Annotated in this window: 23 protein-coding genes; 6 read left to right on the top strand and 17 right to left on the bottom strand. The window is 53.5% G+C overall.

The genetic code is table 11. From position 1 onward, the window contains the following. The first annotated feature begins 6 nt into the window (after positions 1-6). Both TPCCA_RS02220 and TPCCA_RS02215 read left to right on the top strand, forming a co-directional pair. A complete protein-coding gene (locus tag TPCCA_RS02220) occupies positions 7-981 on the top strand; it encodes a hypothetical protein (RefSeq protein WP_013945106.1) in 975 nt (324 codons plus the stop codon). Further along, complete coding sequence (locus TPCCA_RS02215) at positions 978-1667, top strand: ANTAR domain-containing protein (RefSeq protein ID WP_013945105.1); 690 nt, start codon at positions 978-980, stop codon at positions 1665-1667. Before TPCCA_RS02220 ends, TPCCA_RS02215 begins: the two co-directional genes overlap by 4 nt. Here TPCCA_RS02215 and TPCCA_RS05305 read toward each other — a convergent pair. From TPCCA_RS05305 to ileS, 3 genes are read right to left on the bottom strand one after another with little or no spacing between them, the layout of a single operon-like run. Continuing rightward, positions 1651-2001, bottom strand: coding sequence for a double zinc ribbon domain-containing protein (locus tag TPCCA_RS05305; RefSeq protein ID WP_083815500.1), 351 nt, complete (start codon positions 1999-2001; stop codon positions 1651-1653). The genes TPCCA_RS02215 and TPCCA_RS05305 overlap by 17 nt on opposite strands. 15 nt (positions 2002-2016) lie before the next feature. Continuing rightward, positions 2017-2880, bottom strand: a complete 864-nt coding sequence (locus TPCCA_RS02210; RefSeq protein WP_013945104.1) for a TP0453 family outer membrane protein — start codon at positions 2878-2880, stop codon at positions 2017-2019. Next, positions 2867-6142, bottom strand: coding sequence for an isoleucine--tRNA ligase (ileS, locus tag TPCCA_RS02205; RefSeq protein WP_013945103.1), 3276 nt, complete (start codon positions 6140-6142; stop codon positions 2867-2869). The genes TPCCA_RS02210 and ileS overlap by 14 nt, the downstream gene beginning before the upstream one ends. A gap of 278 nt (positions 6143-6420) precedes the next feature. Here ileS and TPCCA_RS05295 point away from each other — a divergent pair, with 278 nt between their 5' ends. Next, complete coding sequence (locus tag TPCCA_RS05295) at positions 6421-6603, top strand: hypothetical protein (protein WP_083815515.1); 183 nt, start codon at positions 6421-6423, stop codon at positions 6601-6603. Here the strand turns inward: TPCCA_RS05295 and fusA are convergent. The 13 genes from fusA to TPCCA_RS02140 form a co-directional block, all read right to left on the bottom strand. Continuing rightward, a complete protein-coding gene (fusA, locus tag TPCCA_RS02200) occupies positions 6592-8643 on the bottom strand; it encodes an elongation factor G (protein WP_013945101.1) in 2052 nt (683 codons plus the stop codon). The two genes, TPCCA_RS05295 and fusA, sit on opposite strands and share 12 nt — an antisense overlap. Positions 8644-8779: 136 nt before the next feature. Next, positions 8780-9370 (bottom strand): tetratricopeptide repeat protein, encoded by a 591-nt coding sequence (locus tag TPCCA_RS02195; protein ID WP_013945100.1) that lies wholly within the window; start codon positions 9368-9370, stop codon positions 8780-8782. Positions 9371-9373: 3 nt separating this feature from the next. Beyond that, entirely contained in the window at positions 9374-10456 is a 1083-nt protein-coding gene (locus tag TPCCA_RS02190) for a uracil phosphoribosyltransferase (RefSeq protein ID WP_013945099.1), read from the bottom strand. Between the two features lie 57 nt (positions 10457-10513). Next, entirely contained in the window at positions 10514-11638 is a 1125-nt protein-coding gene (locus TPCCA_RS02185; protein WP_013945098.1) for a hypothetical protein, read from the bottom strand. Continuing rightward, entirely contained in the window at positions 11635-12849 is a 1215-nt protein-coding gene (ispG, locus tag TPCCA_RS02180; RefSeq protein ID WP_193386061.1) for a (E)-4-hydroxy-3-methylbut-2-enyl-diphosphate synthase, read from the bottom strand. The genes TPCCA_RS02185 and ispG overlap by 4 nt, the downstream gene beginning before the upstream one ends. Positions 12850-12890: 41 nt before the next feature. Then, positions 12891-13520, bottom strand: coding sequence for a DJ-1/PfpI family protein (locus tag TPCCA_RS02175; RefSeq protein ID WP_013945096.1), 630 nt, complete (start codon positions 13518-13520; stop codon positions 12891-12893). A gap of 135 nt (positions 13521-13655) precedes the next feature. Beyond that, positions 13656-14558, bottom strand: coding sequence for a M23 family metallopeptidase (locus TPCCA_RS02170; RefSeq protein ID WP_245522198.1), 903 nt, complete (start codon positions 14556-14558; stop codon positions 13656-13658). Positions 14559-14689: 131 nt separating this feature from the next. Beyond that, the gene (locus tag TPCCA_RS02165) at positions 14690-15544 is read right to left on the bottom strand and encodes a hypothetical protein (RefSeq protein WP_013945094.1); all 855 of its coding nucleotides are present in this window, start codon (positions 15542-15544) and stop codon (positions 14690-14692) included. Then, complete coding sequence (gene recN, locus TPCCA_RS02160; RefSeq protein WP_013945093.1) at positions 15486-17207, bottom strand: DNA repair protein RecN; 1722 nt, start codon at positions 17205-17207, stop codon at positions 15486-15488. Before recN ends, TPCCA_RS02165 begins: the two co-directional genes overlap by 59 nt. After that, entirely contained in the window at positions 17200-18117 is a 918-nt protein-coding gene (locus tag TPCCA_RS02155) for an NAD(+)/NADH kinase (RefSeq protein ID WP_013945092.1), read from the bottom strand. Before TPCCA_RS02155 ends, recN begins: the two co-directional genes overlap by 8 nt. Beyond that, positions 18114-19265 (bottom strand): DegT/DnrJ/EryC1/StrS family aminotransferase, encoded by a 1152-nt coding sequence (locus TPCCA_RS02150; RefSeq protein WP_013945091.1) that lies wholly within the window; start codon positions 19263-19265, stop codon positions 18114-18116. The genes TPCCA_RS02155 and TPCCA_RS02150 overlap by 4 nt, the downstream gene beginning before the upstream one ends. Before the next feature lie 89 nt (positions 19266-19354). Beyond that, a complete protein-coding gene (locus TPCCA_RS02145; RefSeq protein WP_041609993.1) occupies positions 19355-19828 on the bottom strand; it encodes a chemotaxis protein CheW in 474 nt (157 codons plus the stop codon). Positions 19829-19953: 125 nt separating this feature from the next. Beyond that, positions 19954-20763 (bottom strand): non-canonical purine NTP pyrophosphatase, encoded by an 810-nt coding sequence (locus TPCCA_RS02140; RefSeq protein WP_013945089.1) that lies wholly within the window; start codon positions 20761-20763, stop codon positions 19954-19956. A 95-nt stretch (positions 20764-20858) separates the two neighbouring features. Here TPCCA_RS02140 and TPCCA_RS02135 point away from each other — a divergent pair, with 95 nt between their 5' ends. From TPCCA_RS02135 to TPCCA_RS02125, 3 genes are all read left to right on the top strand, one after another. Further along, complete coding sequence (locus TPCCA_RS02135) at positions 20859-21323, top strand: hypothetical protein (protein ID WP_245522195.1); 465 nt, start codon at positions 20859-20861, stop codon at positions 21321-21323. Then, positions 21289-22371: a DHH family phosphoesterase gene (locus TPCCA_RS02130; RefSeq protein ID WP_013945087.1), complete on the top strand. Its 1083-nt coding sequence runs from the start codon at positions 21289-21291 to the stop codon at positions 22369-22371. Before TPCCA_RS02135 ends, TPCCA_RS02130 begins: the two co-directional genes overlap by 35 nt. 131 nt (positions 22372-22502) lie before the next feature. After that, the gene (locus TPCCA_RS02125) at positions 22503-22973 is read left to right on the top strand and encodes a copper resistance protein NlpE (protein WP_013945086.1); all 471 of its coding nucleotides are present in this window, start codon (positions 22503-22505) and stop codon (positions 22971-22973) included. 97 nt (positions 22974-23070) lie between these two features. On the opposite strand, the gene TPCCA_RS05665 is transcribed toward TPCCA_RS02125, so the two are convergent. Beyond that, on the bottom strand, positions 23071-25350 hold the full coding sequence (locus TPCCA_RS05665; protein WP_013945085.1) for a hypothetical protein: 2280 nt from the start codon (positions 25348-25350) through the stop codon (positions 23071-23073). Positions 25351-25382 lie beyond the last annotated feature (32 nt).

Below are 25382 nucleotides of genomic sequence, written 5' to 3'. Positions count from 1 at the left end.
TGGCGGATGAAGCTAAAGCGCTCATTAATAGTCGGGGGAGGCCTGTTGCTTTGCTGTGCGCACGGATATGCGCAGGCGAAGGAGACACGGGCGTCTGTGCATATTGCGTACCATAATCGCACGATTTACTTCCCCGGCACCCACGAATCTGAACCCATTTGGGTGAAAGTTTCACTTACAAATACGGGAAAGGACACGTTGCGCTTCAAGCTGGCGGACGACCGTACCTTTAGTGTTGATTTTTCTATACGGACGATGAAGAACCGCGCGCTTGCGCACACGGACGAATGGATACGCAAGCGGAGCACTCATCGTCCTGTGTATTTTAGAGAGATCAGCCTTGAGCCGGGGGAAAGCTACTCTTTTGTGGAAAATGTGAAGCATTACCTTGATGTGCAGTCGGCAGGGTTGTACTTTCTAACCCTTCTCTTCTACCCCGAACTGAAAAGGGAGCGCACCGGTGACGAGGACCATCTGGCATCTAATACGCTAACTCTCGAGGTACAGCCTGCCCCTGCTGCGGCGGCGCTCGGCGCGTTGCCGGTTTCTCCCCCCGTGGGTGAAGTTCTGCAACCGCAACGTCTTTCCCCGGATAGGGTTATCGAGTACGTGCTGAATGCACGGCAAAAATCTCACTGGGAACGCTTTTTTCTGTATCTTGACTTGGCAAAAATGCTTTCTCGGGATGCGGGGCGCAGTCGCCGCTTTAACGCAGAGTCTGAGGCAGGACGCTACAACATGATTGATACCTATAAGCACGAGCTACGCCAGGAGCGTGTGGATAAGGATATTGCTGCCATACCCGTTGAATTCCGTATTGAAAAAACCGTGTATACTGCTACGGACGCGGAGGTTCGCGTGCTTGAGTGGTTTGCGTACCGGGATTTCCGGGAAAAGAAGCGCTTTACCTATCACCTGTCCTCCCGCGACGGCATCTGGTATGTACACGATTACGTAGTTGAGAATTTGGGAACAGAATGATGAAGGCACTTTTAGTCGCAGATGATCCCGTTTCGGTGAATCTAGTATTTGAAAACCACACGCAGTGCGGTTATGAGGTGATCCACTACCGTTCTGCGCTGAAAGCCTTGGATAATATGGAAGAGATTCAGCCACAGCTGCTCTTCATCAACGCCAGCGACTTTCCGCGACACTGGAAGGTCCTCACTCAGTTTTTTAAACATCAGTCGGTGTGCGGAGCGCGCGTAATCCTGCTAGTGAACACTCCATCCTCCTCTCTCAGCGCGCGGCAGGTGGCGCAGGCAGGGGTACACGCGCTTATCGATTACACTCTATCTCCAGAGGAGGGACGAAAGGCTTTATGCGGCGTGCTCACGCCCTCCGCGTGCGCAGGCTCTGTCGACGTGGATCATGCGCATGCCTGCCAGGCAGATTTCGTGTTCACAAACCCCTGTAGCGGCTCTATTGTCACCGGGACCGTGCGGGAAGTGAGCGAAGAGGGCGTAGACTTCATCCCCGACTTTCCCGCGAGCGTCAACAATCTGCAAGAGCAGGATGTACTCGAGCACTGTGCGCTAAAGGTAGCACACGACATTCTCGGTGTTCGCTGCTCGTTCCATTCATCGGACGGGCGCATCCTGCTACGTTTTATAGACCCCGATGCGTCACTGGTACATGCAGTACGCAGCGTCACAGGTACCACATAGCAACGGTACCCACACACACCCCAAGCAAGCAAATGGCTGCGTAGACCCAGGCGGGCAGGGCCTCTTCGGCACGGCGGGGGGCTCCCTTCGGTGCCGGGGGGCTGCCCTTTCTCCGGGTCTCGTTCCCGAACGCATACCCACAGGAAGGACAGCCCTTTTCGAAGTCTCTAGCGTTTCCTGCGTGTTTGCACGAGGGGCACCGGATTGAAGAAAAGAAACTCCCGCAATGCACGCACAGGCGTGCGTCCCGCTTTACCTCAGAGCCACAACTTTCACAAAAGAATCTCACTCCCACTCTCGTAGTTCGGCCATGGTCCACATCAGTTGCGGGCATGACTCCGCTCCGTGCTTACGAGCTTCCCTTTTCGGAGTACAACGACGAGATCACCGACGCAAGACGCTCAGCAGAAATTGTGCCATCTTCAATAATTAACCTGTCCCCCTCCACGTGAATGTGCGCGTTAAGCACACGAGAGATTAAAAACTGTATGGGAAAATTTATCTTTGCATTCCCCAGCTGCAAGCTCAACGTGTAAAGATACTCATTCCTCCGCGCGGTCAAGTACAGTTCCATTGCCCCAAGTGGTAAATTAAGCTGCGGAAAATTCAACAGTTTGGTAATAAAGTGTCCCCCGTTTTTTATATAGAGTGCAACAGTCTGGCTCGTACCTTCCGACGTACATTCTTTTTCAAAGCGAGGCGGTAACTGTGGTCGATCGGAGTTAACGAGCCGAGACAGCATTTTGCTCATCCGCTCCCTTTTGGAGGAACCAAAAATCACACAGGAAAAATGCGGCGCAGGAATCGAAACGTCCGTATGTTCACTTTCATAGTACGTGATTCCGTGTTCCGTTTTCGTAGATGCCCAGCCATCGGATCGAGAAAAAATCAAATTAGTAAAGGCGTATGGATACGAACCGCTTCCGAACAAACGAAACTCTTTTGATCGGGCAAAAAAAGCACCGTATACCGCGGTAGTCCTGTCCACTATTTTTTTAATATTTGCCTTTGACTCATGGTTCTCGATAATACGAGAAATCAAATTCTCGTTCCCCGCTACAGGGAAATACAGGTACACATCTGCACCAGATCCCACAACCCCCAACGGATCTACTGATGCCCTCCACGCCCCTGAAGTGCACGATGCAAATAGCATACCGACACTTACTATCCACGCTCCCTGCGTACAACCACAATATCTACGCCTTATCAATGCTCACCTCCCATAGTACTGCGTCCGATTTAACGTACACTGCAGAAGCACCGTCGCGCACGCGTGCCCATTGCACATGCGCTGCCAGCGTCTCGCCAACGATATATGACTTATGCAGATCATACGCCTTGCGGGCACACACTATATCCTGATCTGAAGAAAAAACGCGCAGACAAATACGATCCACTAAGGAAAACCCACGCTCCTTGCGCAAATTTTGAACTCCGCGCACCAAGTCCCTAATTGCTCCTTCCAGGAGCAACTCTTCCGTTAAGGTGGTGTCAAGCGCGACCGTAAGTGTCCCTTCATTTATCGCTTTCAAAGACTCGCGCTCAATTCTTTGCACCAGGATCTTTTCCTCAGTCAACTCCAAACGATCTCCATCTACATCCAGATACAGCGTCGTCCCCTCGAGTATCTCCTGAATTTCTGCAGAAGACAACCGCTCAATGCTGAGCGCTGCACGCTTTGTCTTCGATCCAAGCTCTTTTCCGAGCACTCTAAAATTCGCTTTTGCACGGTACTCTACTATCTCGTCTTCTTTCTCATGAAACACGAGCTCTTTTACATTAAGCTCATCAAGCACATCTTCTTCCATTTCAAGAAGTGCTGAGCGCTCCATCGGGTTACGCGTAATAACCTGCATAGCTTTAAGTGGCTGGCGTACTTTGAGGTTACACTGCGCTCGGATCGCACGCGCCATAGAAACAACTCGCTGCACTGTTTCCATTTTAAACTCGAGTGCATCGTCTCGCACCATTGGTGTACAAACAGGATAGTCTGCAAGATGCACAGACTGCACATCATCCGCGGCGCGGATATTCTGCCATATACTCTCGGTGATGAATGGCACCACGGGAGCAATAGCGAGCACACATCTTTTCAGCACGCAATACAACGTGTTGTACGCGCATCGTTTATCTTCATCGTTGATGCTTTTCCAAAATCTCCTTCGAGATCGGCGAATGTACCAGTTGTTCAGCTGATCTACATACGAAACGATAGGATCTGCAACTTTCGATACATCGTAAGCATCAAGTGCACAGGCAATGTCTTGCACCAATTTTTCTGTCAGCGACAAGATCCAACGATCTAACGGGTTATTCAAATGCGTCGCTAAACGCGTGACCGCCTGACCCATTCCGTCAACTTCTGCACATACAGGAGGATCGATACCATCGATGTTCGCATACGTAACGTAAAAACTGTAACTATTCCACAATGGGATAATCACAGTCTTCAAAATATCTTTCACCCCTTCGTCAGAATATTTTAAATCATCCGCACGGACAACTGCAGAACGAACAAGAAAGAGGCGGAGCGCGTCAGCACCGTAGCGATCCATGACTTCATTTGGATCCGCATAATTGCGCAGGGCCTTGGACATCTTCTTTCCATCAGACGCAAGTACCAACCCCGTAACGATACAGTTTTCAAACGCAGGACGCTCAAAGAGTGCCACAGCCAAGATGGTAAGGGTGTAAAACCACCCTCGCGTTTGATCTAACCCTTCAGAGATAAAATGAGCAGGGAAATACCGCTCAAAGTCAGTTGCATGTTCAAACGGATAGTGCTGCTGCGCATAAGGCATTGCACCAGACTCAAACCAACAATCTAGCACCTCAGGAACGCGTCGCATCACACTCCCACAGGCGCAAGGAATTGTTACCATATCTACAACGTGCTTATGCAAATCTTCAAGCAACATGCCGGAACGTTCATATAATTGCGTACGACTGCCAATGCAATCTGTTGCACCGCAGTGCACACACCGCCAAATAGGAAGCGGATTCCCCCAATAACGATCCCGACTAATTGCCCAATCTCTTGCACACACAAGCCACTTACCAAAACGGCCATCACGTATGTGCGATGGCTGCCAGCAGATGGATGCATTCGCCGCAAGCATTTTATCCTTTATCTTCTCAACTGCAACAAACCAACTGTGCACCGCACGGTAAATAAGTGGACTCGCACAACGCCAGCAGTGTGGATATGCGTGCGAAATCTGTTCGCGTCTAAATAACGCTCCCTGTTTCTGCACACGTGCAATAATAGCCTTATCAGCAGCTTTTACAAAAAGCCCCTGATAATCTGCAACCTCTGCGGTAAAGCGACACTCTGCATCAAGAGGACACTGAATCGAAATACCCGCATCCTTAAATACTTCATAATCATCCTCTCCGAACGCAGGTGCGACGTGTACAACACCAGTGCCGTCTTCAGTAGAAACAAAATCCGCAACTCGCGTACAGAACAATCCCTCCTCTGAATCTCCTTGTACAGAAGGATCCGGTCCCTGCCCAAACACAGGATAAGAAAAAAGCGGCCGATAGCGAATCCCCGCAAGATGTGCACCTCTTTTTTCCCACACTACGCGGTACGCAGACGAATCTGGATAATAGAATTCAAGACGAGAACGAGCCAAAATATAGTGCTCATCATTCGCCTCTATTAGCACGTACAAAATTTGTGGTCCCAGCGCAAGCGCTGCGTTGCACGGAAGCGTCCAAGGCGTGGTGGTCCATGCAAGAAAGCACGTATGCGCAGGAAGTGATGCACTTCCCCAAGACGCTGCCGCACAAAACTCCCGTGCAGCAGGACTACCAGGAACAACAGATGTGCACTCAAAACGCACAGTAATGGCAGGATCAGACACATCCTGATATCCACCTAAATTCAATTCGTGATTAGAAAGTGCTGTCGCACACCGTGGACAGTACGGGAGTATTTTATAACCTTCATACAGCAGTTTTCGCTGCCATAGCTGCGCCACAACCCACCACACGGACTCCATGTAGCAGACATCCATGGTTTTATAGTCATTATCGAAGTCAACCCAGCGCCCAAGACGCGTGAGTGTGCGCTGCCACTCCTTCACATATCGCAGCACACTGGAGCGACATGCCGCGTTAAACGCACTGACACCATACGACTCAACATCACTTTTTGAATTCAAATTGAGCTCTTGCTCAATCAGGTGTTCAATGGGCAGACCATGACAATCCCATCCAAAGCGACGCGGCACGTACGCACCACGCATTGTCTGATAGCGCGGAATAATATCCTTAATCGTGCTGGGCACAAAGTGACCAAAATGTGGCAGTCCAGTTGCAAAAGGAGGACCGTCAAAGAAAACATAAGACTTCCCCTGCGCACGCTGCGCCACAGACTGCTCAAACACCCGGCGTTCCCGCCAAAAGGCGAGAATACGCCGCTCCTGCGCGACAAAATCAACCTTTGGGTCCACAGGCGTATACATACAACCTCCGTTGCTCAGAATCGCATAAGGAGCGTAAGGCATTATATCATTTTCGTCCTTCCTTTTCCCCATACGTCTTATGACCGGCGACACACCTTTCCCCACCTGCACCAGATACCCCACGTGTGCGTAATCGCACGTGCTCTGCCGATTACTGCATTGAGTATTACGTATGCAATAATGCCCCACATTACACCTTCTGCAATCGAATACGAAAAAGGCATCATCAGAACTGCGACGAAGGCAGGAAACCCTTCCCCACGTCTTGAAAATCCACATTGCTTTCCATGCAGCTCGTTACCGTAACAGTGCAGGGAGCGATGGTAGCCGACATTGCAGCTGCAGTGAAAACCGCACCCCATCCATTCCTGTATGCGAGCGTATTGCAGGATTCGCCGCAAGCACGTAAGCCAGTGCGAGAAACGAGGTATCAAAAAATGAGCGCATTCTTATGCACATGATTCAAAATGACTAAACCTCATAGTAAATGAGGCGCCACCACGGGATGCAGAACGTACATCGGTAGAAAAACCAAACATTTTCTTCATCGGAGCCTGTGCATGCACAAGCTCCCGTCCGTGTTTTGAATCCATGCCCAGAATTATTCCCCCCCGCTGTATGATCACATTCATCACATCTCCTACATTTTCTTGCGCACACGAAAGCTCCACGCTCATGATAGGCTCAAGCACGTATGGCTCAGCGGCTACACACGCCTCACCAAATGCTTGCACCGCTGCAGCTTCAAATATAAAAGGCGAAGACGTCAGTTCCTGATACTCCACCGACAGGAGATGCACCCCCACGTCTACACACGGATACCCACTCTGAATACCTCCATCCCACGCGCCGCGGATAGCATGCTCTACCGCTCCGATAATTCCTGCCGGAGTAGCATGCGCCGTGCACACTGTGCCCCGCAACTCTTTCACCTGACAAAAAAACTCATTTCCCGCACCACGCTTCCGCGCCTCCACACGCAAGGTTAACCCTGCCATATATTCTTTGCCACCGATTACTCGCTGTACTCGCAGCGTATGCTCAACTGTTTTACGAATAGATTCACGGTACGTCACGTGCGGCTTACCAACACGCACCTGCACATTAAAATCCTCGCGCATCCGGGTGGTGAGCACATCAAGATGCAACTCCCCCATACCGGAAATTAAAAGCTGCCCTGTCTCTGCATCTTCCCGAACCGAGAAAGTTGGATCCTCTCGCGAAAGAATACCAAGTGTCTCCTGTAACTTATCGCGCGATGATGCGTCCATTGGCTCAAGCGACACAGAAATAACCGGTTCAGGAAAATGCATAGACTCCAGCACTACCGGACACGAACCATCCCCCACGCTGTCCCCTGTTTGTGCAGATTTTAGTCCCACAATTACCGCAATATCCCCCGCCTGTATGCATTCAACGGTTTCAGACTTATTCGAATGCATACGCAAAATGCGATACACCCGTTCACGTTTCTTTTTCCCAATGTTAACGATACTGTCCCCCGTACGCAGTTTTCCCGAATACATGCGCACGTAGCAGAGTAAACCCGCTTCACGTTCGTACTGAATTTTAAATACAAGTGCCAGCAACGGTCCTTCAGCAGTAGGAGCGATAAAAACAGGCTCCTTTTTCTGTACGTGAAAACCTTCTACTGCTTTACGCTCCTGCGGCGCAGGCAAATACTCTACCACTGCATCGAGCAGTGGTTGCACACCCAAGTTATGACGAGAAGAACCGCACAAAAAAGGAACATATCGCCGCTCGCGCACAGCCTTTCTAATTTCTGCGTGCAGTAACTGCACTGGAACGTGCTCCCCTGCAAGCACACACTCGGTTACCTCATCCGAATATATGGAAATGACATCAAGCATTTTTTCTCGCGCTTCGCGCGCCTGGGCAATACGTGCGCTTTGAATAGGCCGGTACTCCATCTGTTCGCCACTACTTGCCGCATCCCAGAAAATCTCTTTCATGGTGATCAAATCAATTACCCCCTCAAAAGAGGTACCAGAACCAATGGGTATCTGCAACGCGACTGCATCTATACCGAATTTATTGTGGACTTGGTCCAATACTGAGAAAAAGTCAGCACCGATCCGATCCATTTTGTTAACAAAACAAACACGCGGGATATCATAACGATCTGCCTGATACCATACGGTTTCTGTCTGTGGCTGTACTCTTCCTACCGCACACAATACCACCACTACCCCATCTAACACGCGCAACGCACGTTCGACTTCTGCAGTAAAATCTACATGTCCCGGCGTATCAATAATGGTAATGTCTACTTCACGCCACCGCACCGTCGTTGCAGCACTCTGAATGGTGATACCGCGTTCCTGTTCCTGTACCATCCAATCCATCGTTGTCGCACCATCATCAATTTCCCCCATGCGGTGGATCTTGCCCGTGTAAAAAAGCATACGTTCAGTGGTAGTAGTCTTACCAGCGTCAACATGTGCCATAATGCCAATATTCCTCATCTGCTGTTGTCTCATATCTTCCTCTTTATCACGTACCTGTACGGATAAAAAACAGCGCACAGGACTACTCCCCACCATCATAGCAGCGGGAAAGAGAATACCTAAAACGTAAAACAGTGCACGCTACACCGCACGCGCATTCAGTGACAAATCACAAATCGTCTGTGGAAACAAAATCTGCAATTAAATGGGGTGGTACCGAATCTTTCAGTTTCTTTACAATAGACTGCAGCACACGCACATCTTCGGCTTCACTTAACAGAGACTTTTTTTGACGCAAAAATTCAACCGCCTGAATATATTTTTTCGCGTGCACCAATACGTTTGCATACTCAAGAATACGTTGAGTATTTTTCTGATCACGCTCATACAACTGTTGATAAAGAAGTAGCGCGCGAGCTGTTTCACCAAAAGAAAGCAACGCATACGCGTACGCAGCAGCAATGGTTGCATTGGCAGAATCCGCATCGTATAACGGTTGCAGTGCATGAACAGCAGTTTTCCAATCATTCTGCAATCCACACACACGCGCAAAATTATACTGCGCTGCATGATAGTACGCAGGGTCACGCGCTGCACGCATATAATAATCACGTGCCTCGTCATAACGATGCAGCTGCACATACGCATGGGCAAGATCAAAATACTCTGGCGCAAGAGACGACTCAGGCTTTCCGCATGCGAATAGTCCTGTATAAAACAGGTGAAACAAAAAAAAGCAAAAACACTGCTTACCGTTCATCAGTCAGCGAGAACCTAATACCGTTTCCTCTATCTTGCGGAGCTGGGACCGGTACAGGCCAGAAATATTTGAACCATAGTCTGCCAAAAGCTGGATAATATTCCGCGGATGGTCTTCAACATCAACCCCGTTAACTCGATCACCAGCATCGCCAAGACCAGGCATAATATACGCACGCGCGTTGAGTACAGGATCCATCCACAGCGTATACACCGTGCAATTCTCTAGGGAACGCACTACACGAATCGCACCTTTCAGTGCAGAAATCATATGAAAACAGCTGATAGATTTTGGTTTCACACCGAGATCTTGCAAATAACGCACTATGGTAACCAAACTACCACCGGTGGCGTTCATAGGATCGGCGAAAACCAGATCCTTACCATCCAACTCTCGTGCAGAAAAGTATGATTTATCCAGATCAAACACATACTGCATATCGCGCTCATCACGGAGATCATCCCGCTTGATTTTAAAAAGCGCAAACGGCGTTACGTACCCATGCGAAGAATATTCTTCTATCTCCTTAGAAACAATCATCGAAGGTAACAGCGCTCCTCGTAACATGACACACATCACCGTGTTCTCAATTTTATAATCCACGTTTGCAATTTTATGTACTGCATAGTTTTGTACAGGAAAAGCAACCGGTGTTTTTGTAATAAGATATGTTTTATGCTCTTCATGAGAGCCGCCGTAGGCAAGCCTAAATAGCATTTCAAACGCACGCTGTGTGTAGTAGATGAATTCACTATATCCGGTATGAATATTACGCAGCTTTGAAACAACTCGAGAAACTTCTGCATGGTTCTCTCGTTGCGTTTCAAACGAATATACCTTCAGCGCGGGTAATTCTTTACAGATCTCCTGCATCAGATTCCCGATACTGTCATATGTAGCGATGATATTTTCTTCAGCGCGTGCGCTACGCGCTCCATTCTGCTGATCTTCAAACTGCGCAAAAGAACTCATCGCAGATGAGTACAACTCGTCCAATTTACTCAGATAATAGTTGTCACGTTCTGTCAAACAGTCATCAAGAAACTTTGCCTCTGTGATCACTCTGCGCGCCGTCTGCCCTTCCATACAAACTCCTCATCCCCCAATTCACGTTCCTTGCGCGTGTGCTACACCCTACACCACTTACAGCGTGAGAGAAAGCTTATACGCAGCACGCCGCGCGTACTCAAACGCAGGACACTTTTCTGCAAGGTTGTAATACATATCACGCGCCTGGGCGTGCAAACCCTTTTTGTATAAGAGATCTGCAAAATGGAGCAGTGTCTGCCACACTCCATGCTCATTCGCCCACTTCGAAATAGTCGGATGAGATCCAGTTCGCAAAAATAAATCAGCAAGATCCTTATACTGATACGTGAGTTCTATTTTCCGCAAAAAAGAATCGAGCGCACTGATTGCAATATCGGCTGCAAGCACCGAAACAGGCAAAGCGCGTTCTATGTTATCTGTCCGCACGTACATTTCTGTAAGCTCTTGATATGCGCGCAGTGCAAGAACATTTCGATGACGATATAATTTAAAAAATTTCTCTACCGTATTGGAGGAGCGGATAGTGCGAAGCATTGCGTGCAGCGTCTTGCCCCGCACCTCACGTGCACTGTACAGAGGATCTTCGCTCAGCACAAGGAGCAAGTACTTCTCCCGTTCATCCTGCTGACTGAGCAGACGAGACACATTCGCCATTGCGTAGATAATATCAAAGCGAGCGTCGGGAACTACAAGCTGCGCTCGCGTATCCCACGCATTTCGATAATGCTGCAAAGCCTGGGCGTACTCTCCTTCACCCTCGAATACCTTTCCCAAGAGCAACTCCGCTTCTGGAAAAGCGGCTGAATCCTTCAGCCACTGGAGCAGTTTGGAAACGGAGTTTTGAAAAACGTGCGGCGCATGAGTGAGAAAAATAGCATCAAGCACTTCGCAGGCATCTGTCTCTCCTCGACTTTTTAAAAGTGCATATAAATCAGACAGTGTTTCGGGTATCCCCGCTGACTCAGCCCGTGTGCGTGCACGCAGTAGCACTCGGCACTGGTGCTCCACCTGCTCCCGCCGAAGCGCCCGTGCCCGCTGCGCATAGCGCAACGTATCGCCAAATTCCTCTCGCTCATAGACAACCTGTGCCCACTGTAACAGATGCCACGGATCCTCCCCACGCACCCGATCGGATTCACTGCGCACCTGCCCCTCTGACCCAAAAAGAAACGCAGCACTCATGACACCCGCCGCATATGCTTTGATCAGGTTATTCATAAACTTGACAATTCCTCTTTAAACGCTGCGTCTATTACGCGCGTGCGCTCGTCTGCGCAAAGATCACGTACCTGAATGCGACGCACTATCTTTCCCCGCTTAAAAAAAATCACCGAATCCTCCGCACCGCTGATACCGAGATCCGCATGCTTTCCTTCTCCAGGACCATTCACTACACAGCCCATAACCGCAACCGTGATATCCTTTTTCAAACTGAACAGTTCCTTTTGCCACCTCCGCACAAATGCGTGTACGTCAAAACCAATCCTGCCACAGCGCGGACATGACACCAAACGAACCCCACCAGCCCGTTTACCGCATTCAGCAAGAATTTCTCGCGCAGCCAGCACCTCATGCTCCATGCTATCTGAAAGACTCACCCGCACCGTGGCACCAATATTGCGTGACAGTAATTGGGAAAATGCAAGTGTACTTTTGACAATACCGGAAACAAGCGGGCCTGCTTCTGTTACCCCAAGGTGCAAGGGAATATCAGACTGCTGCGCAAAAAGTTCGTTGGCACGTACCGTCTCTGCAACCGTAGAAGCCTTCAGAGAAAGGACAACCCGATCAAAGTGTAACTGATCTAGATACGCAGTTTCTGCAAAGGCAGTTTGCACCAACGCTTCTGCACGCGCATTCACTGACTGCATCCCATCCGCGTAACGCGCCGCAACTGCGCGCTTCACCACACCCGGCAGAGAGCCGGTATTCACCCCAATACGCAAAGCAGTGCCGGTTGCTCGAGCCTTTTCTACCACCGCACGCACGCGCTCACGCACACCGATATTCCCCGGGTTAATACGCACCTTCGCTACCGGTCCGTCCATACACCGCAGCGCAAGCCGGTAATCAAAGTGAATGTCTGCAACAAGCGGCATACGCGTGCGCGCGCAAAGCGCCACAAAAAGCTCAGCTGATTCCTTGTCAGGAACGGCAAAACGCACAACGTCACATCCTAATTGTTCAAGTTCCAAAAGACGGTCCACAATGGACTGGAGATCTGCACCAATGAGCGGTTCTTTCCACATTGTTTGGATAGGAATCGGTGCGTCACCCCCAAGAGGCAACGCACGCACGCGTTCCTTTCCTCCAATTACCAATGATCGTGCACGGTAGTGGGACGCACGCGGTCTTAATTTTAATGGAACATCCAAAAGTCCACTCCCATACGGACTATTGCAGGGAGATACACCGGCAGATGAATCCACCTTTTCCTCTGGCTGCCGCGCAGCACGCTCGTCCCTCTGATTCACCGGGCCACCACTTGCGCACGCACACTTTGCGCAACTTCCACTCCACAGAGTGCTTCGATAACTGCGAAAGAAAACTCTTCTGCCGCACCTGCCGCACACGCGGTCAAAAGATTTCCATCACGTACCACCCGCGCGCGCTCAGGTTTACGAAGCGCACGCGATTCCTCCTCTTCCGTCCTTTTCCCAACCCCATCGTCATGTGCGGAGAACACCGCCGGATCCATACCCGGATAGCAGGTATAGCGACGTGACCCCAGGAGATTCCACGCAGAGAGCACTCGCGCCGGGGCAGCACACAGCGCAGCGACGAGTCCTCCGCGCAGGTGCACGCGCATGACAAAATCACGCACCGCCGCACAGGCGGCAAGCGTATGACAGTTTTCCAACCCCCCGGGAAGAAGAACCGCATCTGCGGCGCACGCGGCATCCGCGATGCCCGGAGAAGCACAAAGCGCCTCAAGACTGCAGTCGCAGCTCACACGCAAGCCACGCGGAGAAACAACCTGCTCTGCCCCAACACCCACGAGCGTTAACGCTATCCCCGCACGTCTGAGATAATCCAACGGGGTGATAGTCTCCACTTCCTCAAATCCGTGTGCAACAAAAAGGTATACCCGTACGCTCACCGCAACACCCCCGTACCTGTTCTTACAGCAACAGTGCAACCCCGCGCACACAGACTACGGATAATCGTCCTCCGTTCAAAAGCGACGTACTGGCCGTGCGCCCCGCGCGCGCAGCACTACCTTAGGATAGAAGAACTAAAAACCACGCGGAGCCTGTGCCGGATCTATTGGTTTATTTTTTTTATATACCATAAAGTACAATCGTGATCGCGCCGCTGCTGCGTCAAACCCCAAATTACCGAGCACGTCGCCGGCAGAAACATAATCTCCTGACTTTGGCAAAATACGCTCAAGTCCTCCATACACGTACACGTGCTTTCCCGCCGACTCTACAAAGAGCACCTGACCATAACCCCGATGGGTCCCCCTGGAGATTACCTTACCAGACATGAGTGCACGCACGGCAGCATTTCTTTCCGAATCAATAACAACCCCGTAGGTCTTGCCCCGCACGTACGCAAGCGAAGTCGGGCTCACCGGCCAGCGCGCATTCTTATCAACTTTCTTACTGATATACTGACGCGGATCACGCAGAGAAATTTCTCTCCTCTCGGGGGCCGGCACAGCAGCGGGGGGAGAAACAGGAGTCTGTACGGGATCGGCACGGGCACGCGCCCACTGATCCCCATCGGGCAAAGAAGACACAGATAAGATGCGGTCCGCGCCCGCCACGGTAGGAGGCGACTTTTCACGCGGAGGAATCACGAGCACATCACCTGGGTGAATAGTGTGCGCAGCAGAGATTCCGTTGGCTGCAAGAAGCGCAGCAAGTGAACAGTTTAGCATACGGGCAATCGAAAAGAGGGTGTCACCCCGGCGCACCGTGTATCCTCGTGGAACTACTACGCGCTGCCCAGGCACAAGCTGGTGTACGTTTGCCAGATTATTTGCCTGCGCAAGCGCAGAAAGGGGCACGCCATAGCGACGCGAAAGTGAAAAGAGGGTCTCGCCCTTAGCAATCACGTGCACCGTCTGCGCCGCGCCGTAGGCTGCTGCCAACAAAAAACACCCCGCAAGCGACAGAAAAAAACCGCCCATACCCGCCCCCTTCTCGGCAGATAAAAAAAAAGCATGAGCGTCACCTATGCGCGCCCGTTCCCCCTGTCGTAAATAACAAACGTTCACCCGCAGCCGAGACACTCCACAGCCGGCAGGAGCACGCACTAACCCTACTTGTCGCTTCGATCTCTCTTACGCTGATCCTTTTCCATACGCTCGCTCCACACCTTTGCTTTCTTTTTTACCTCCTCTGCGTCCTGTCGCTCGTTGAGCAACAGGTGGACCCTGCGCAGCGCGTGCAGGTAGCAGACAGCCAGTTTAAAATCTTCAAAACTGGAAGACGTCATCTCATACTTTTCCCGGTAACGCTCAGCTGCCTGCAGGAGTAATTTCTTTACCAAACGCAGGTGATAGACCACTATCTCGTACTCGTCAGCCTGTGGATTCAATCCAATCTCAGAAGAATTCGCTAAATCCAGAATATTCTTCGCCACCGTTGCGTAGCGCGCCTGGAGCTCTACAAAAGACCAATACCATTTAGTATTCGTCCCATAGGCGCTAATAATGGAATCAATGGCGAGTCCCATCTTACGGATAAGATAATAACGCTGCTGCTGACTTACGTTCGCTATCTGCGCCACCTGTTCCTGGTAATCGGAAAACGGCGCGTCAATTAAATTGGTAACAATTTCTTCAAGATAGATGAGCGCCTTATAAAGCGTTTTCCGCGCCTCATTCAGCAGATCCTCCTGCTTGCCGCCTACTACTACAACCTGTGTCTGATATTTAGCAGCGTACAGCGTACTGAGGTAAATCATGTCATCTACCAACGCGAGCTTCTTGTACGCCGCGCCCGTCCCATCCCGCCTGATCAGTTCTAAAATGTTTTTTTCACGCGTAAAGATTTGATCAATAGTCCCTTGGTATACGTTCAACTTTTTCTGGTACAGAGCATTCTGCTCTTCCTCAGTCACCGCACTCCCCCCTTCTCTGCCGCGCGCCTGCGCGCAACAACTCCTGCGCATGCGCCAGGGAGGTTGCACTGTGCGTGTCCCCTGCTAGCATGCGCGCAACTTCTTGAACCCGTCGTTCCCCCACTACATGCGCCGCGCTCGTATTCGTGTGTTCTCCACTCGACTCTTTTTTCACACACACGTGCGCATCCGCGTGCGCCGCTATCATAGCCAAATGCGTAATGCACACAACCTGCTTGTGCTCAGACAACGCTTGCAAATGCTCTGCAACCGCACGCGCCGTTTCACCTCCAATTCCCACATCAATCTCATCAAAAATCAACGTGCCCGCTTCATCGACCGATGAAAGCACAGTCTTTAAAGCAAGCATCACGCGGGAGAGTTCCCCCCCTGAAGCAATCTTTGCTAGCGGACGCGCAGGCTCTCCTGCGTTGGCGCTAATTAAAAACTCAACGTCATCAAAGCCATACGGACCCGTGCGTTGTTTCGCGCATTGCTCATCGCGCGTGCATATCTGTACGTGAAACCGCGTACTCGCCATCCCCAAACGGTGTAGCACTCCCTCCACCCGCGTACGAAACGCTTCTGCCACTGCATGACGCTTAAGCGATAAGGCACGTCCCGCGTGTAATACCTGAGCCATCAGACGCTGAACATCTTGCTCAAGCGCCTCTTTATCACCCACCGCCTGTGAAAGATCCTGCATCTCTTGCTGCGCACGCGCACGGTATTCTAAAACCTGCGCAACTGTTCCTCCATATTTTTTCTTCAGCCGGTATATGAGCGCAAGACGCTCCTGAACGTGCTGCAAACGGTCAGGGCAAAACTGAATACCGTCTGCATACGTACGCAGAACATGCGCTACGTCTTCGATTTCATAGTACGCACTTTCTAAACGGGCACGCGCCGGCTCAAGACTCCCATCAATCCCACAGGCGCTTTCAAGTGCACCAAGCGCTTTCTTTAAGGAAGAAAGCAGCGCGCCCTCTTGCAGGTCCACCCCCCTAATTGCAGCGTCAACCCTTTGCATCACATCACAGAGTTTTTCGTGCTGGCAGAGCTTTTGCTCTTCTCCTTCCAACGCACGCTCCTCATGCACGTCCAACGCTGCGTGCTCCAGTTCCTCAAGGGCAAAGGAGAGGAATTCTAGCCGCTCCTGCCGGTTGTGTTCACAGGAAGCGAGCCGCTGCAGCTGCGCGCGTCGCTCTGCAAGAGCCGCATAGCACGCAGTAAACGCATCAACTTCTTGCTGGAGTCCTCCGTAGGTATCCAGAAAGCGGCGATGCTCTGCAACACGAAACAGCGATTGGTGTTCATGCTGTCCGTGGAGGTCTATGAAAAATGACGTGAAAAACTCCAAATCTGCGCGAGAGACCGGGACGTTTTGAATCCACGCCGTGCCACGACCGGTACGCCGCATCACCCGACGGAGGAGCACGCGGTGGTGCTCAGGCTCAATACTCCGTTCTGCCAACCATGTGTGCACCGCACGCGGTGCGTGATCACAGCGAAACACCGCAGAAACCCATGCCTCGTTCTCATCCTTGCGAATAAGATCAGGCCCTACCTTTTGCCCACAGAGAAAGGACAGCGCGCCGAGTATCATTGACTTACCCGCACCCGTCTCCCCTGAGAGAGCAGTAAACTGCGCACCAAACTCCAACGCCAAAGATTGAATGAGCGCAACGTTGCGCACCGAAAGTTGCTCAATCATCGTGACGTTTTCCCCTGCGAGAAAAAATACTCCCTGACCACGCCAGTTTCGAGCACAGTGCACGGTAGAACACGTGTGGTGTACAGAAAACCAATCGTGCGCTGCACGATGACCTGCTTGCAAGCAGCTGATCTTCTTCCTGCAACGTGCACAATTCATGTCCGTCCACAGACAGCACCGTTTCTTTGTGTCGCATAGACAACACCTTGATACGCACCACCCCTGAGGAGGGAACTACCACGGGACGATTAGAAAGGCACAGTGCGCTTATGGGAGTGAGGACAAACGCATCAAGGTCCGGATCGAGGATGGGACCGCCACAGGCCGCCGAGTACGCAGTAGATCCTGTAGGCGTCGCAAGAATAATGCCATCAGCTTCATACACGCCAAAAGAAATGTCGTTGAAGCACACCTCTGCCCGGGTAAGACGCGCGACGCGTCCACTTGAAAGGACAACATCGTTTAACGCCAGACACGAAGCAATCTCTTTACCCGCACGTGTGACGGTGCACGATATGAGCGCACGCTCAGCAGGGCGCACCCCCCCTGCCAAATAATCGCTCAACGCCTGTTGCCAATACCGTGGCTCAATAGGAGCGATAAAGCCGAAACGCCCTAAATTTATGGCAAGTATGGGAATACCAGAAGGAGAAGCACAGCGCGCGGCAAACAGTGTAGTACCATCCCCCCCAATACTGACTGCAAACATATAGCCTGCGCGAGCACAGCTTTCTTTATTCAATCCATCATACTCAATGGTGTGGCACTGGAATCCACGTACGCTCAGAAAGTTCACAACGTCCGCAGCGAGCACCGCAGCGCGCGGTTTGTACGTGCTGACAATAAGCAACACCTTCGCGTCCCCCGATGATTTTGCAACAGGCCGCTGAGGACACACGCAGCTGCTCACGGCAGTGTCCCAAGGATGCGCGCAATTTCCTGTGCGTGTGCAGGCGCAAGACGCGGGTACAACGGAAAGCGCACGCAGCGCAACAAAAGCGCAGATGCATGTGGCCAACATATCTCAGGCGTAATCTCAGACGCACGCACTTCCTTTTCCCAGCTAGAGTCCTGACAGGTTTTTTCCGCGCCCTGCGTGGTCTCTAGTACCTCCCTGTCCTCACCCTGAAAAGGTGCCGTGTGCGATGCAGAAGTAGGAAGAAACTGCGGAAAAGGCCACCGTCTGCGCATAGCAGGTAATTGAAACGCTGCCACAATGGAATGTTCAAAGGCAGGAGAAATCTCAATGGACGCCTGCCGCACGTAACGCGTCACTTCCTTCAGACCAGAAGCAAGGACAACAGGAAAAGCGTAGGCACTGTGTTCCAATTGCTCACACCGGTGAAGCGTACCGTGACGCGTACGCAAAAGCGCAGAGGAGTATCGGTCGTAGATTGCGCGCCTGAGGGCAATATTTTTTTCTTGCTGCTTTACTTGGACACACGCGAGCGCCGCGTTCATATCCGGCAGCATATCAACGGCAAGCGCTTCTGGCACAAGCGCCTGAAGCCGACGCGCGCAGGCGGCCTCAAAGGCCATGAGTACCGCGCCGCCGCCTGCGGTAAGCATATCGTGTGCCTCCAATCCCACGATGACACACGAGCCAAAGGTTCCCACCTTCTTTTCTCCCAATACTGCACCGACACTCTGAGAGCTGTCTTCGATGACGGGTATCCCCAGTTCCAAAAACACCGCTGCAGGAGGCACATTTCCAAGTGTTTCAGGCACAAGAAGCGCACGAGCGCCACGCGCGATGCCAGTTTCCACCACATCACGGGACAACAAACCGCTGTGAATGTCTACGTCAAGGACAAGCGGCTGCAGCCCCTGGTGAAGCACCTCACGGTAGTGCCAGAAGGGCGCAAGCGCAGAAAGAAGTACAGGGGAAGCAGGAGGCAATTTCAGTGCACGGAGTGCAAAGGAAAGTGCGATAGCGGGGCTGCGCAGCACGTATGCATCGATTGGAGAAAACACCTCGCGCACCAACTGGATGAGGGTGCTGCCAAGCGAACCAGGGCCAATTTTTTCATCCACCAAGCAGGTGAGCACCGCGTCCATTTCGGACCTTCGGATGGCGGGGCTGTGGACGGGGATGGACCCCACACGGCGCTTGGAGCTGCAGGCAGGAGACAGACAGCGGTGGGGCACTAGAGGTTCGCGAGCTTTTGCAACTCTTTGGAGCTAAACAGCTTGTGGATATCCAGAACAATAAGATAACTCGTCCCCTGGCGCACGACCCCATGAATGTACTCCGCCCCGATGCCGGTGATAACCTGGGGGGGGGGCTGCACGTCCTCCTGCGAGACAGCGATAACACGCGCGATGCGGTCGATGATAATGCCGAGTTTACTGTCCTCCACATTGAGAATGACAAAGCCGCCGAGATACTCGTCACCCGACTCGAGCGTAGCCTCGCGTAGGTGAAAGCGCTTGTGCAGGTTAATAATAGGGATAATCTCGCTGCGCAGATTAAAAATGCCCTCGACGTAAGCAGGCGCACAGGGAATAGGACGAACGTCCTGAACCTTCACAATCTCCTTGACACCCATAATGTCGATGCCATAAAGCTCCTCCCCGAGCTGGAAGGTAACGAGTTGAAACTGTTCGTCGTTTACCGCCATGGGGACCCTCCGATGGTGCAGCGTGGGGCCATGGTACAAAAAACATCGTCTTCGTACAATCCCTCCTCTCAGCTGCAGTCAAGCGCGTGTCCTGCGCTCCGTTCGCTCATGCACCTTGCAGAGCACTAGGCACGATGTATGCGACGGGCACACCTCCGAGCGCGTGCATAAAATTTGTGTCTTCGGGCAGTCTGCGCGGTCTGTCCCTTACGTTGCGCACAGGGGGCGCCAGGCCGCAGCACGCCTCCGCGCGTCATACGACGAGCACCACGCAAAAGCTTTAACTCGTAGCGCAGCGCACGGGGTAGCTGCATCATGGCCAACACCTGTGCGAGGCGCAGCGCCGCAAGTGCCCGGTGAGAGACGCGGTTCTTCTCCTCAATGCTGAGCTGAGCGAACGTCCTGCCCAGGTGTGGCAACAGGAAAATCGGGTCATAGCCAAAACCTTCTACCCCAGACATTTCTGTAGTCAACACTCCCCGGCACACCCCCCGCCCAACGCACAACGGCACCGATCCCAACTTCAGTACCGCCACACACACAAAGGAACAGGCACGGTCCTGCCGTCCGTGCATACGTTCCAGAAGGAGCTGCATACGCGCAGTGTCTGTGTGTACCCCATGCTGTGCACCAAAACGCGCCGAATGCACCCCTGGGTCCCCGTCTAAAGCATCCACACAGAGACCTGAGTCATCGGCGAGCACAGGCGCATGTACCACGTCATAGAGGGCGTCAGCCTTCTGCCTTGCATTAGCAAAGAAAGTAGACCCGTCCTCAGGCGCGAAAAAATCGATACCCTCGTCTTTCGGCAGGAGAATCGTGTGCATGGGGAAAAGTGAGGAGAACTCCGCGTGCTTGTGCGCGTTGTTTGACGCAAGATAAATGCGCATGTACCAGCATACTGTAGCTCTACGCAAGAAATCAACCGCGCGCATTTTTCACGGCGCGGTTACCTGCAAGGAGCGTGATACAGACGCTTGTATTAAGGGACACACCTAGGCTAGAATCCCGCCGCCGCGGAGGTTTTGCTATGAAATTTTCAACTCGTTGTCTACGCCTTGTGCTGTGCGCTTCTGCTATCGCTCTGAGTGCGCAGGATGCATCTGATACTGCTGAGCGTGTGTTAGAGCCCCCTCCCCCAGGGCTCATTGAGAGCAACTCTTCTCGTATGTACTACGTCAATCTTCCTGTGGTGAAAGTCTTCTCTCACCGCTTGGGTTATCGGGTTATTTACCGGCGTGCTAACTTCGAAATGGCCGAGATCTATCTGCCGTCCGCCTGGTTCTCGCCCAGGGTGGGTAAGGTGCTCTTGCGGCACGCTCCAGTGCGCGTCGATCCCTACCTTTCGTTTTTTATGGAAGGGAACACACTTACCTACGTAAAGCTCACACTCCCTCGCAGCCTGAGCAGCCCGGTGTGGGGAACGCTGAAAAGTCCTTCTGAGTACGACGATAAGTTTGATGTTCAGTTCCAGTCCCCCGAGTTCTCTTCCTAAGTCCGTTTCCTCCCCCTCTTCGTGCGCGGCGCGTACAGGGGATCGGGGGAGGGGTCTTTCCGGGCTCATCGAGTTCATTGACGCGCATCGCGCGTTTGCGGTCGTGGGGCATGAGAAGCCGGATGGGGACTGTGTAGGTTCCAGTCTTGCGCTTGCCTCATTCCTAAGACGCATAGGGAAAGAGGTTGAGCTTTTGTCTGCGGGTCCTTTCAAGCGTAGAGAGATCGCTGCGTACGCGACACTCTTCCGTCCAAGTCTCTCTGCGCAGATACGGCCGTCTGATCAGACGGCCGTCATCGTGGTCGACTGCTCTGAGCTCAGCCGCGTTGGCGCTGAGCTCGCCTCGCAGCTTGCCCCCTTTGCGCGCGCGTTCATAGACCATCACGAAACGTGCGGCGACCACTGCGCGCACTCGTTCGTCGTAAAAACAGCTCCGTCCACCACTACATTGGTGCAAACGTTAATCGAGACGATGGCCGGATCTCTTGAAGCAGCCGAGGCGCGCGCACTTTTTTTGGGATTGGCTACGGACACAGGTTTTTTTCGCCACCTCGACGAGCACAGTGCGGACACGTTCGCTTCTGCTGCGCGTCTTGTACGTGCAGGCGCCAATCCGAAGGACACGTTTCTTGCCATGAACGGTGGGAGATCCCTTGCTTCGCGCATGTTGATTGCGCGCGTGCTTTCTCGACTGACGCCGTATTATGGTGGCGCGCTCATGACCTCGTACGAAACTTGCGAAGACGCGGTCCAGTTGGGGCTTGATGTGCGGGACTCCGATGCTCTGTATCAGCTCATCCAGAGCATCCAGGGCGTCGAGGCAATTGTGGTGGTACGTCAGGAATCTCCCACACATTGTTCGGTGGGGTTTCGATCGCGAGGATCGATTGACGTAAGCGTTATCGCCGCTCGCTTCGGGGGTGGAGGTCATCGCTGCGCTGCTGGCCTTCGTATCGAGGGCACCGTTGATGAACTGTTACCCCGCTTTGTTGCTGCCTTTGAGGCTCAGATGCGTGCACCCGCGGCCGGGGCGCAGGTGCGCTCCTAAACCCCACGTTTGCCCCGCGTGCGCGGTGGCCTGCGCTCTTCTCTCACTTTTGGCAAGAGGGAGCGTAACTTTTGCATTGTTGGGCTTTTCTCCCCCGAGTCTTACAGACGTGACAAGGGGGGTTTTCTGTGATGAAAGGATCTGTCCGCGCGCTGTGCGCGTTCCTTGGTGTTGGAGCGCTCGGTAGCGCTTTGTGTGTCTCGTGCACAACCGTGTGTCCGCACGCCGGGAAGGCTAAAGCGGAAAAGGTAGAGTGCGCGTTGAAGGGAGGTATCTTTCGGGGTACGCTACCTGCGGCCGATTGCCCGGGAATCGATACGACTGTGACGTTCAACGCGGATGGCACTGCGCAAAAGGTAGAGCTTGCCCTTGAGAAGAAGTCGGCACCTTCTCCTCTTACGTATCGCGGTACGTGGATGGTACGTGAAGACGGAATTGTCGAACTCTCGCTTGTGTCCTCGGAGCAATCGAAGGCGCCGCACGAGAAAGAGCTGTACGAGCTGATAGACGGTAACTCCGTTCGCTACATGGGCGCTCCCGGCGCAGGAAAGCCTTCAAAGGAGATGGCACCGTTCTACGTGCTCAAAAAAACAAAGAAATAGTTAAGTCTGCCCCTTCCCTTCCGTTCCTTTGGGCTCTGTGCGCCCCCTTCGGGGCGACTTACCACGGTCACGAGGGGAGGAGGAGGGCCGACCCTGATCATCGCGCCTTTTTCAGAAAGGCGTCCTTGAATCCAAACCTTTGGAAGTTCTCTAGTACCGCGCCGCGTTCGTCTTTTTGGACAGGACCGACGCATACGGTGAAACGCGCTTTACCTTCATGGATGTCCTGCTCCACTGCGATGGGGTATTCTACCCCGTAACGGTGGACAATGCTCTGCACCTGGATAGTGTCATGAAAGACTGCAATCTGTACGTAGTATTCACCAGGTTGCAGTCCACGTGGCGCACCCTCGGGTATCACCTGGGGATGCGCACGTCCTTTCTGTTCCTCCGGAACCACAATTTCTGACTCGGATAGGTCAGGGAGCGTAAAGGGGAGTTCCCCCTCAGGGTTCCGAAACTGATTGGGAGCTGAGTTGGAAACCGAGTGGGATGGCTGCTTCGTATGCTGAGAAGCGACCCCACGCTCAGAGGCCGGCTCCACTACCCCCGGCGCGTCCTCCACCTCACGCTCCCTTCCCCCACGCTCAGAGGCCGGCTCCACTACCCCCGGCACGTCCTCCACCTCACGCTCCCTTCCCCCACGCTCAGAGGCCGGCTCCACTACCTTCGGCACGTCCTCCACCTCACGCTCCCTTCCCCCACGCTCAGAGGCCGGCTCCACTACCCCCGGCGCGTCCTCCACCTCACGCTCCCTTCCCCCACGCTCAGAGGCCGGCTCCACTACCCCCGGCGCGTCCTCCACCTCACGCTCCCTTCCCCCACGCTCAGAGGCCGGCTCCACTACCCCCGGCGCGTCCTCCACCTCACGCTCCCTTCCCCCACGCTCAGAGGCCGGCTCCACTACCCCCGGCGCGTCCTCCACCTCACGCTCCCTTCCCCCACGCTCAGAGGCCGGCTCCACTACCCCCGGCGCGTCCTCCACCTCACGCTCCCTTCCCCCACGCTCAGAGGCCGGCTCCACTACCCCCGGCGCGTCCTCCACCTCACGCTCCCTTCCCCCACGCTCAGAGGCCGGCTCCACTACCTTCGGCGCGTCCTCCACCTCACGCTCCCTTCCCCCACGCTCAGAGGCCGGCTCCACTACCCCCGGCGCGTCCTCCACCTCACGCTCCCTTCCCCCACGCTCAGAGGCCGGCTCCACTACCCCCGGCGCGTCCTCCACCTCACGCTCCCTTCCCCCACGCTCAGAGGCCGGCTCCACTACCCCCGGCGCGTCCTCCACCTCACGCTCCCTTCCCCCACGCTCAGAGGCCGGCTCCACTACCCCCGGCACGTCCTCCACCTCACGCTCCCTTCCCCCACGCTCAGAGGCCGGCTCCACTACCCCCGGCGCGTCCTCCACCTCACGCTCCCTTCCCCCACGCTCAGAGGCCGGCTCCACTACCCCCGGCGCGTCCTCCACCTCACGCTCCCTTCCCCCACGCTCAGAGGCCGGCTCCACTACCCCCGGCGCGTCCTCCACCTCACGCTCCCTTCCCCCACGCTCGGAGGCCGGCTCCACTACCCCCGGCGCGTCCTCCACCTCACGCTCCCTTCCCCCACGCTCAGAGGCCGGCTCCACTACCCCCGGCACGTCCTCCACCTCACGCTCCCTTCCCCCACGCTCAGAGGCCGGCTCCACTACCCCCGGCGCGTCCTCCACCTCACGCTCCCTTCCCCCACGCTCAGAGGCCGGCTCCACTACCCCCGGCGCGTCCTCCACCTCACGCTCCCTTCCCCCACGCTCAGAGGCCGGCTCCACTACCTTCGGCACGTCCTCCACCTCACGAGACAAAGGGGAAACCAAACGCGGGTCATCGAAAATAACCGTATCGCGATATTCCGGCACAGTGTGACCTGCCGGCGGGGATGACAGAGGATCACGCTGCGCGGGGCGCGCAGGCACACGGGACGGCAAAGATGCAAGGGGCAGTCCGTCCTGACTTGTTTGAGACCCACCGCGCACGGTACCCAAGGTACGTACGCGTACACGCACAGCTTGGTATACGCCAATCCCAAGCTGTGCTGCAGCAGCGGGTGCAAGGCTAACTAGAAGACCGGGGATCCCTGCGTGCCCAATAACCACTGCCTGGGCCTTGGCATTCTTTTCTAAGTTGCTAATTTCAACAGCAGTGTTTTTGGGGAACATGTCACTGCGCACAAACATGCCGTCCTGCAGAAAACTTCCCTGGGGGCCAATTTCTGCATTCCCTTCCCACACAGCCCAAAGCGGCGTGACAGAAGCAATACAAAGCACTAAGAACGCAGTGTTCACCCTAACCAGGTAAGATCTTCCTTTGATACCCCTTTTTGCGAACATGTGGCGTTTAATCATAAGACTCCTCCCAGCTGAAGCGATGCTGCAGA

The sequence above is a fragment of the Treponema paraluiscuniculi Cuniculi A genome, from assembly GCF_000217655.1.
Lineage (GTDB): Bacteria > Spirochaetota > Spirochaetia > Treponematales > Treponemataceae > Treponema > Treponema pallidum.
This window is presented reverse-complemented; position numbering and strand designations above follow the sequence as displayed.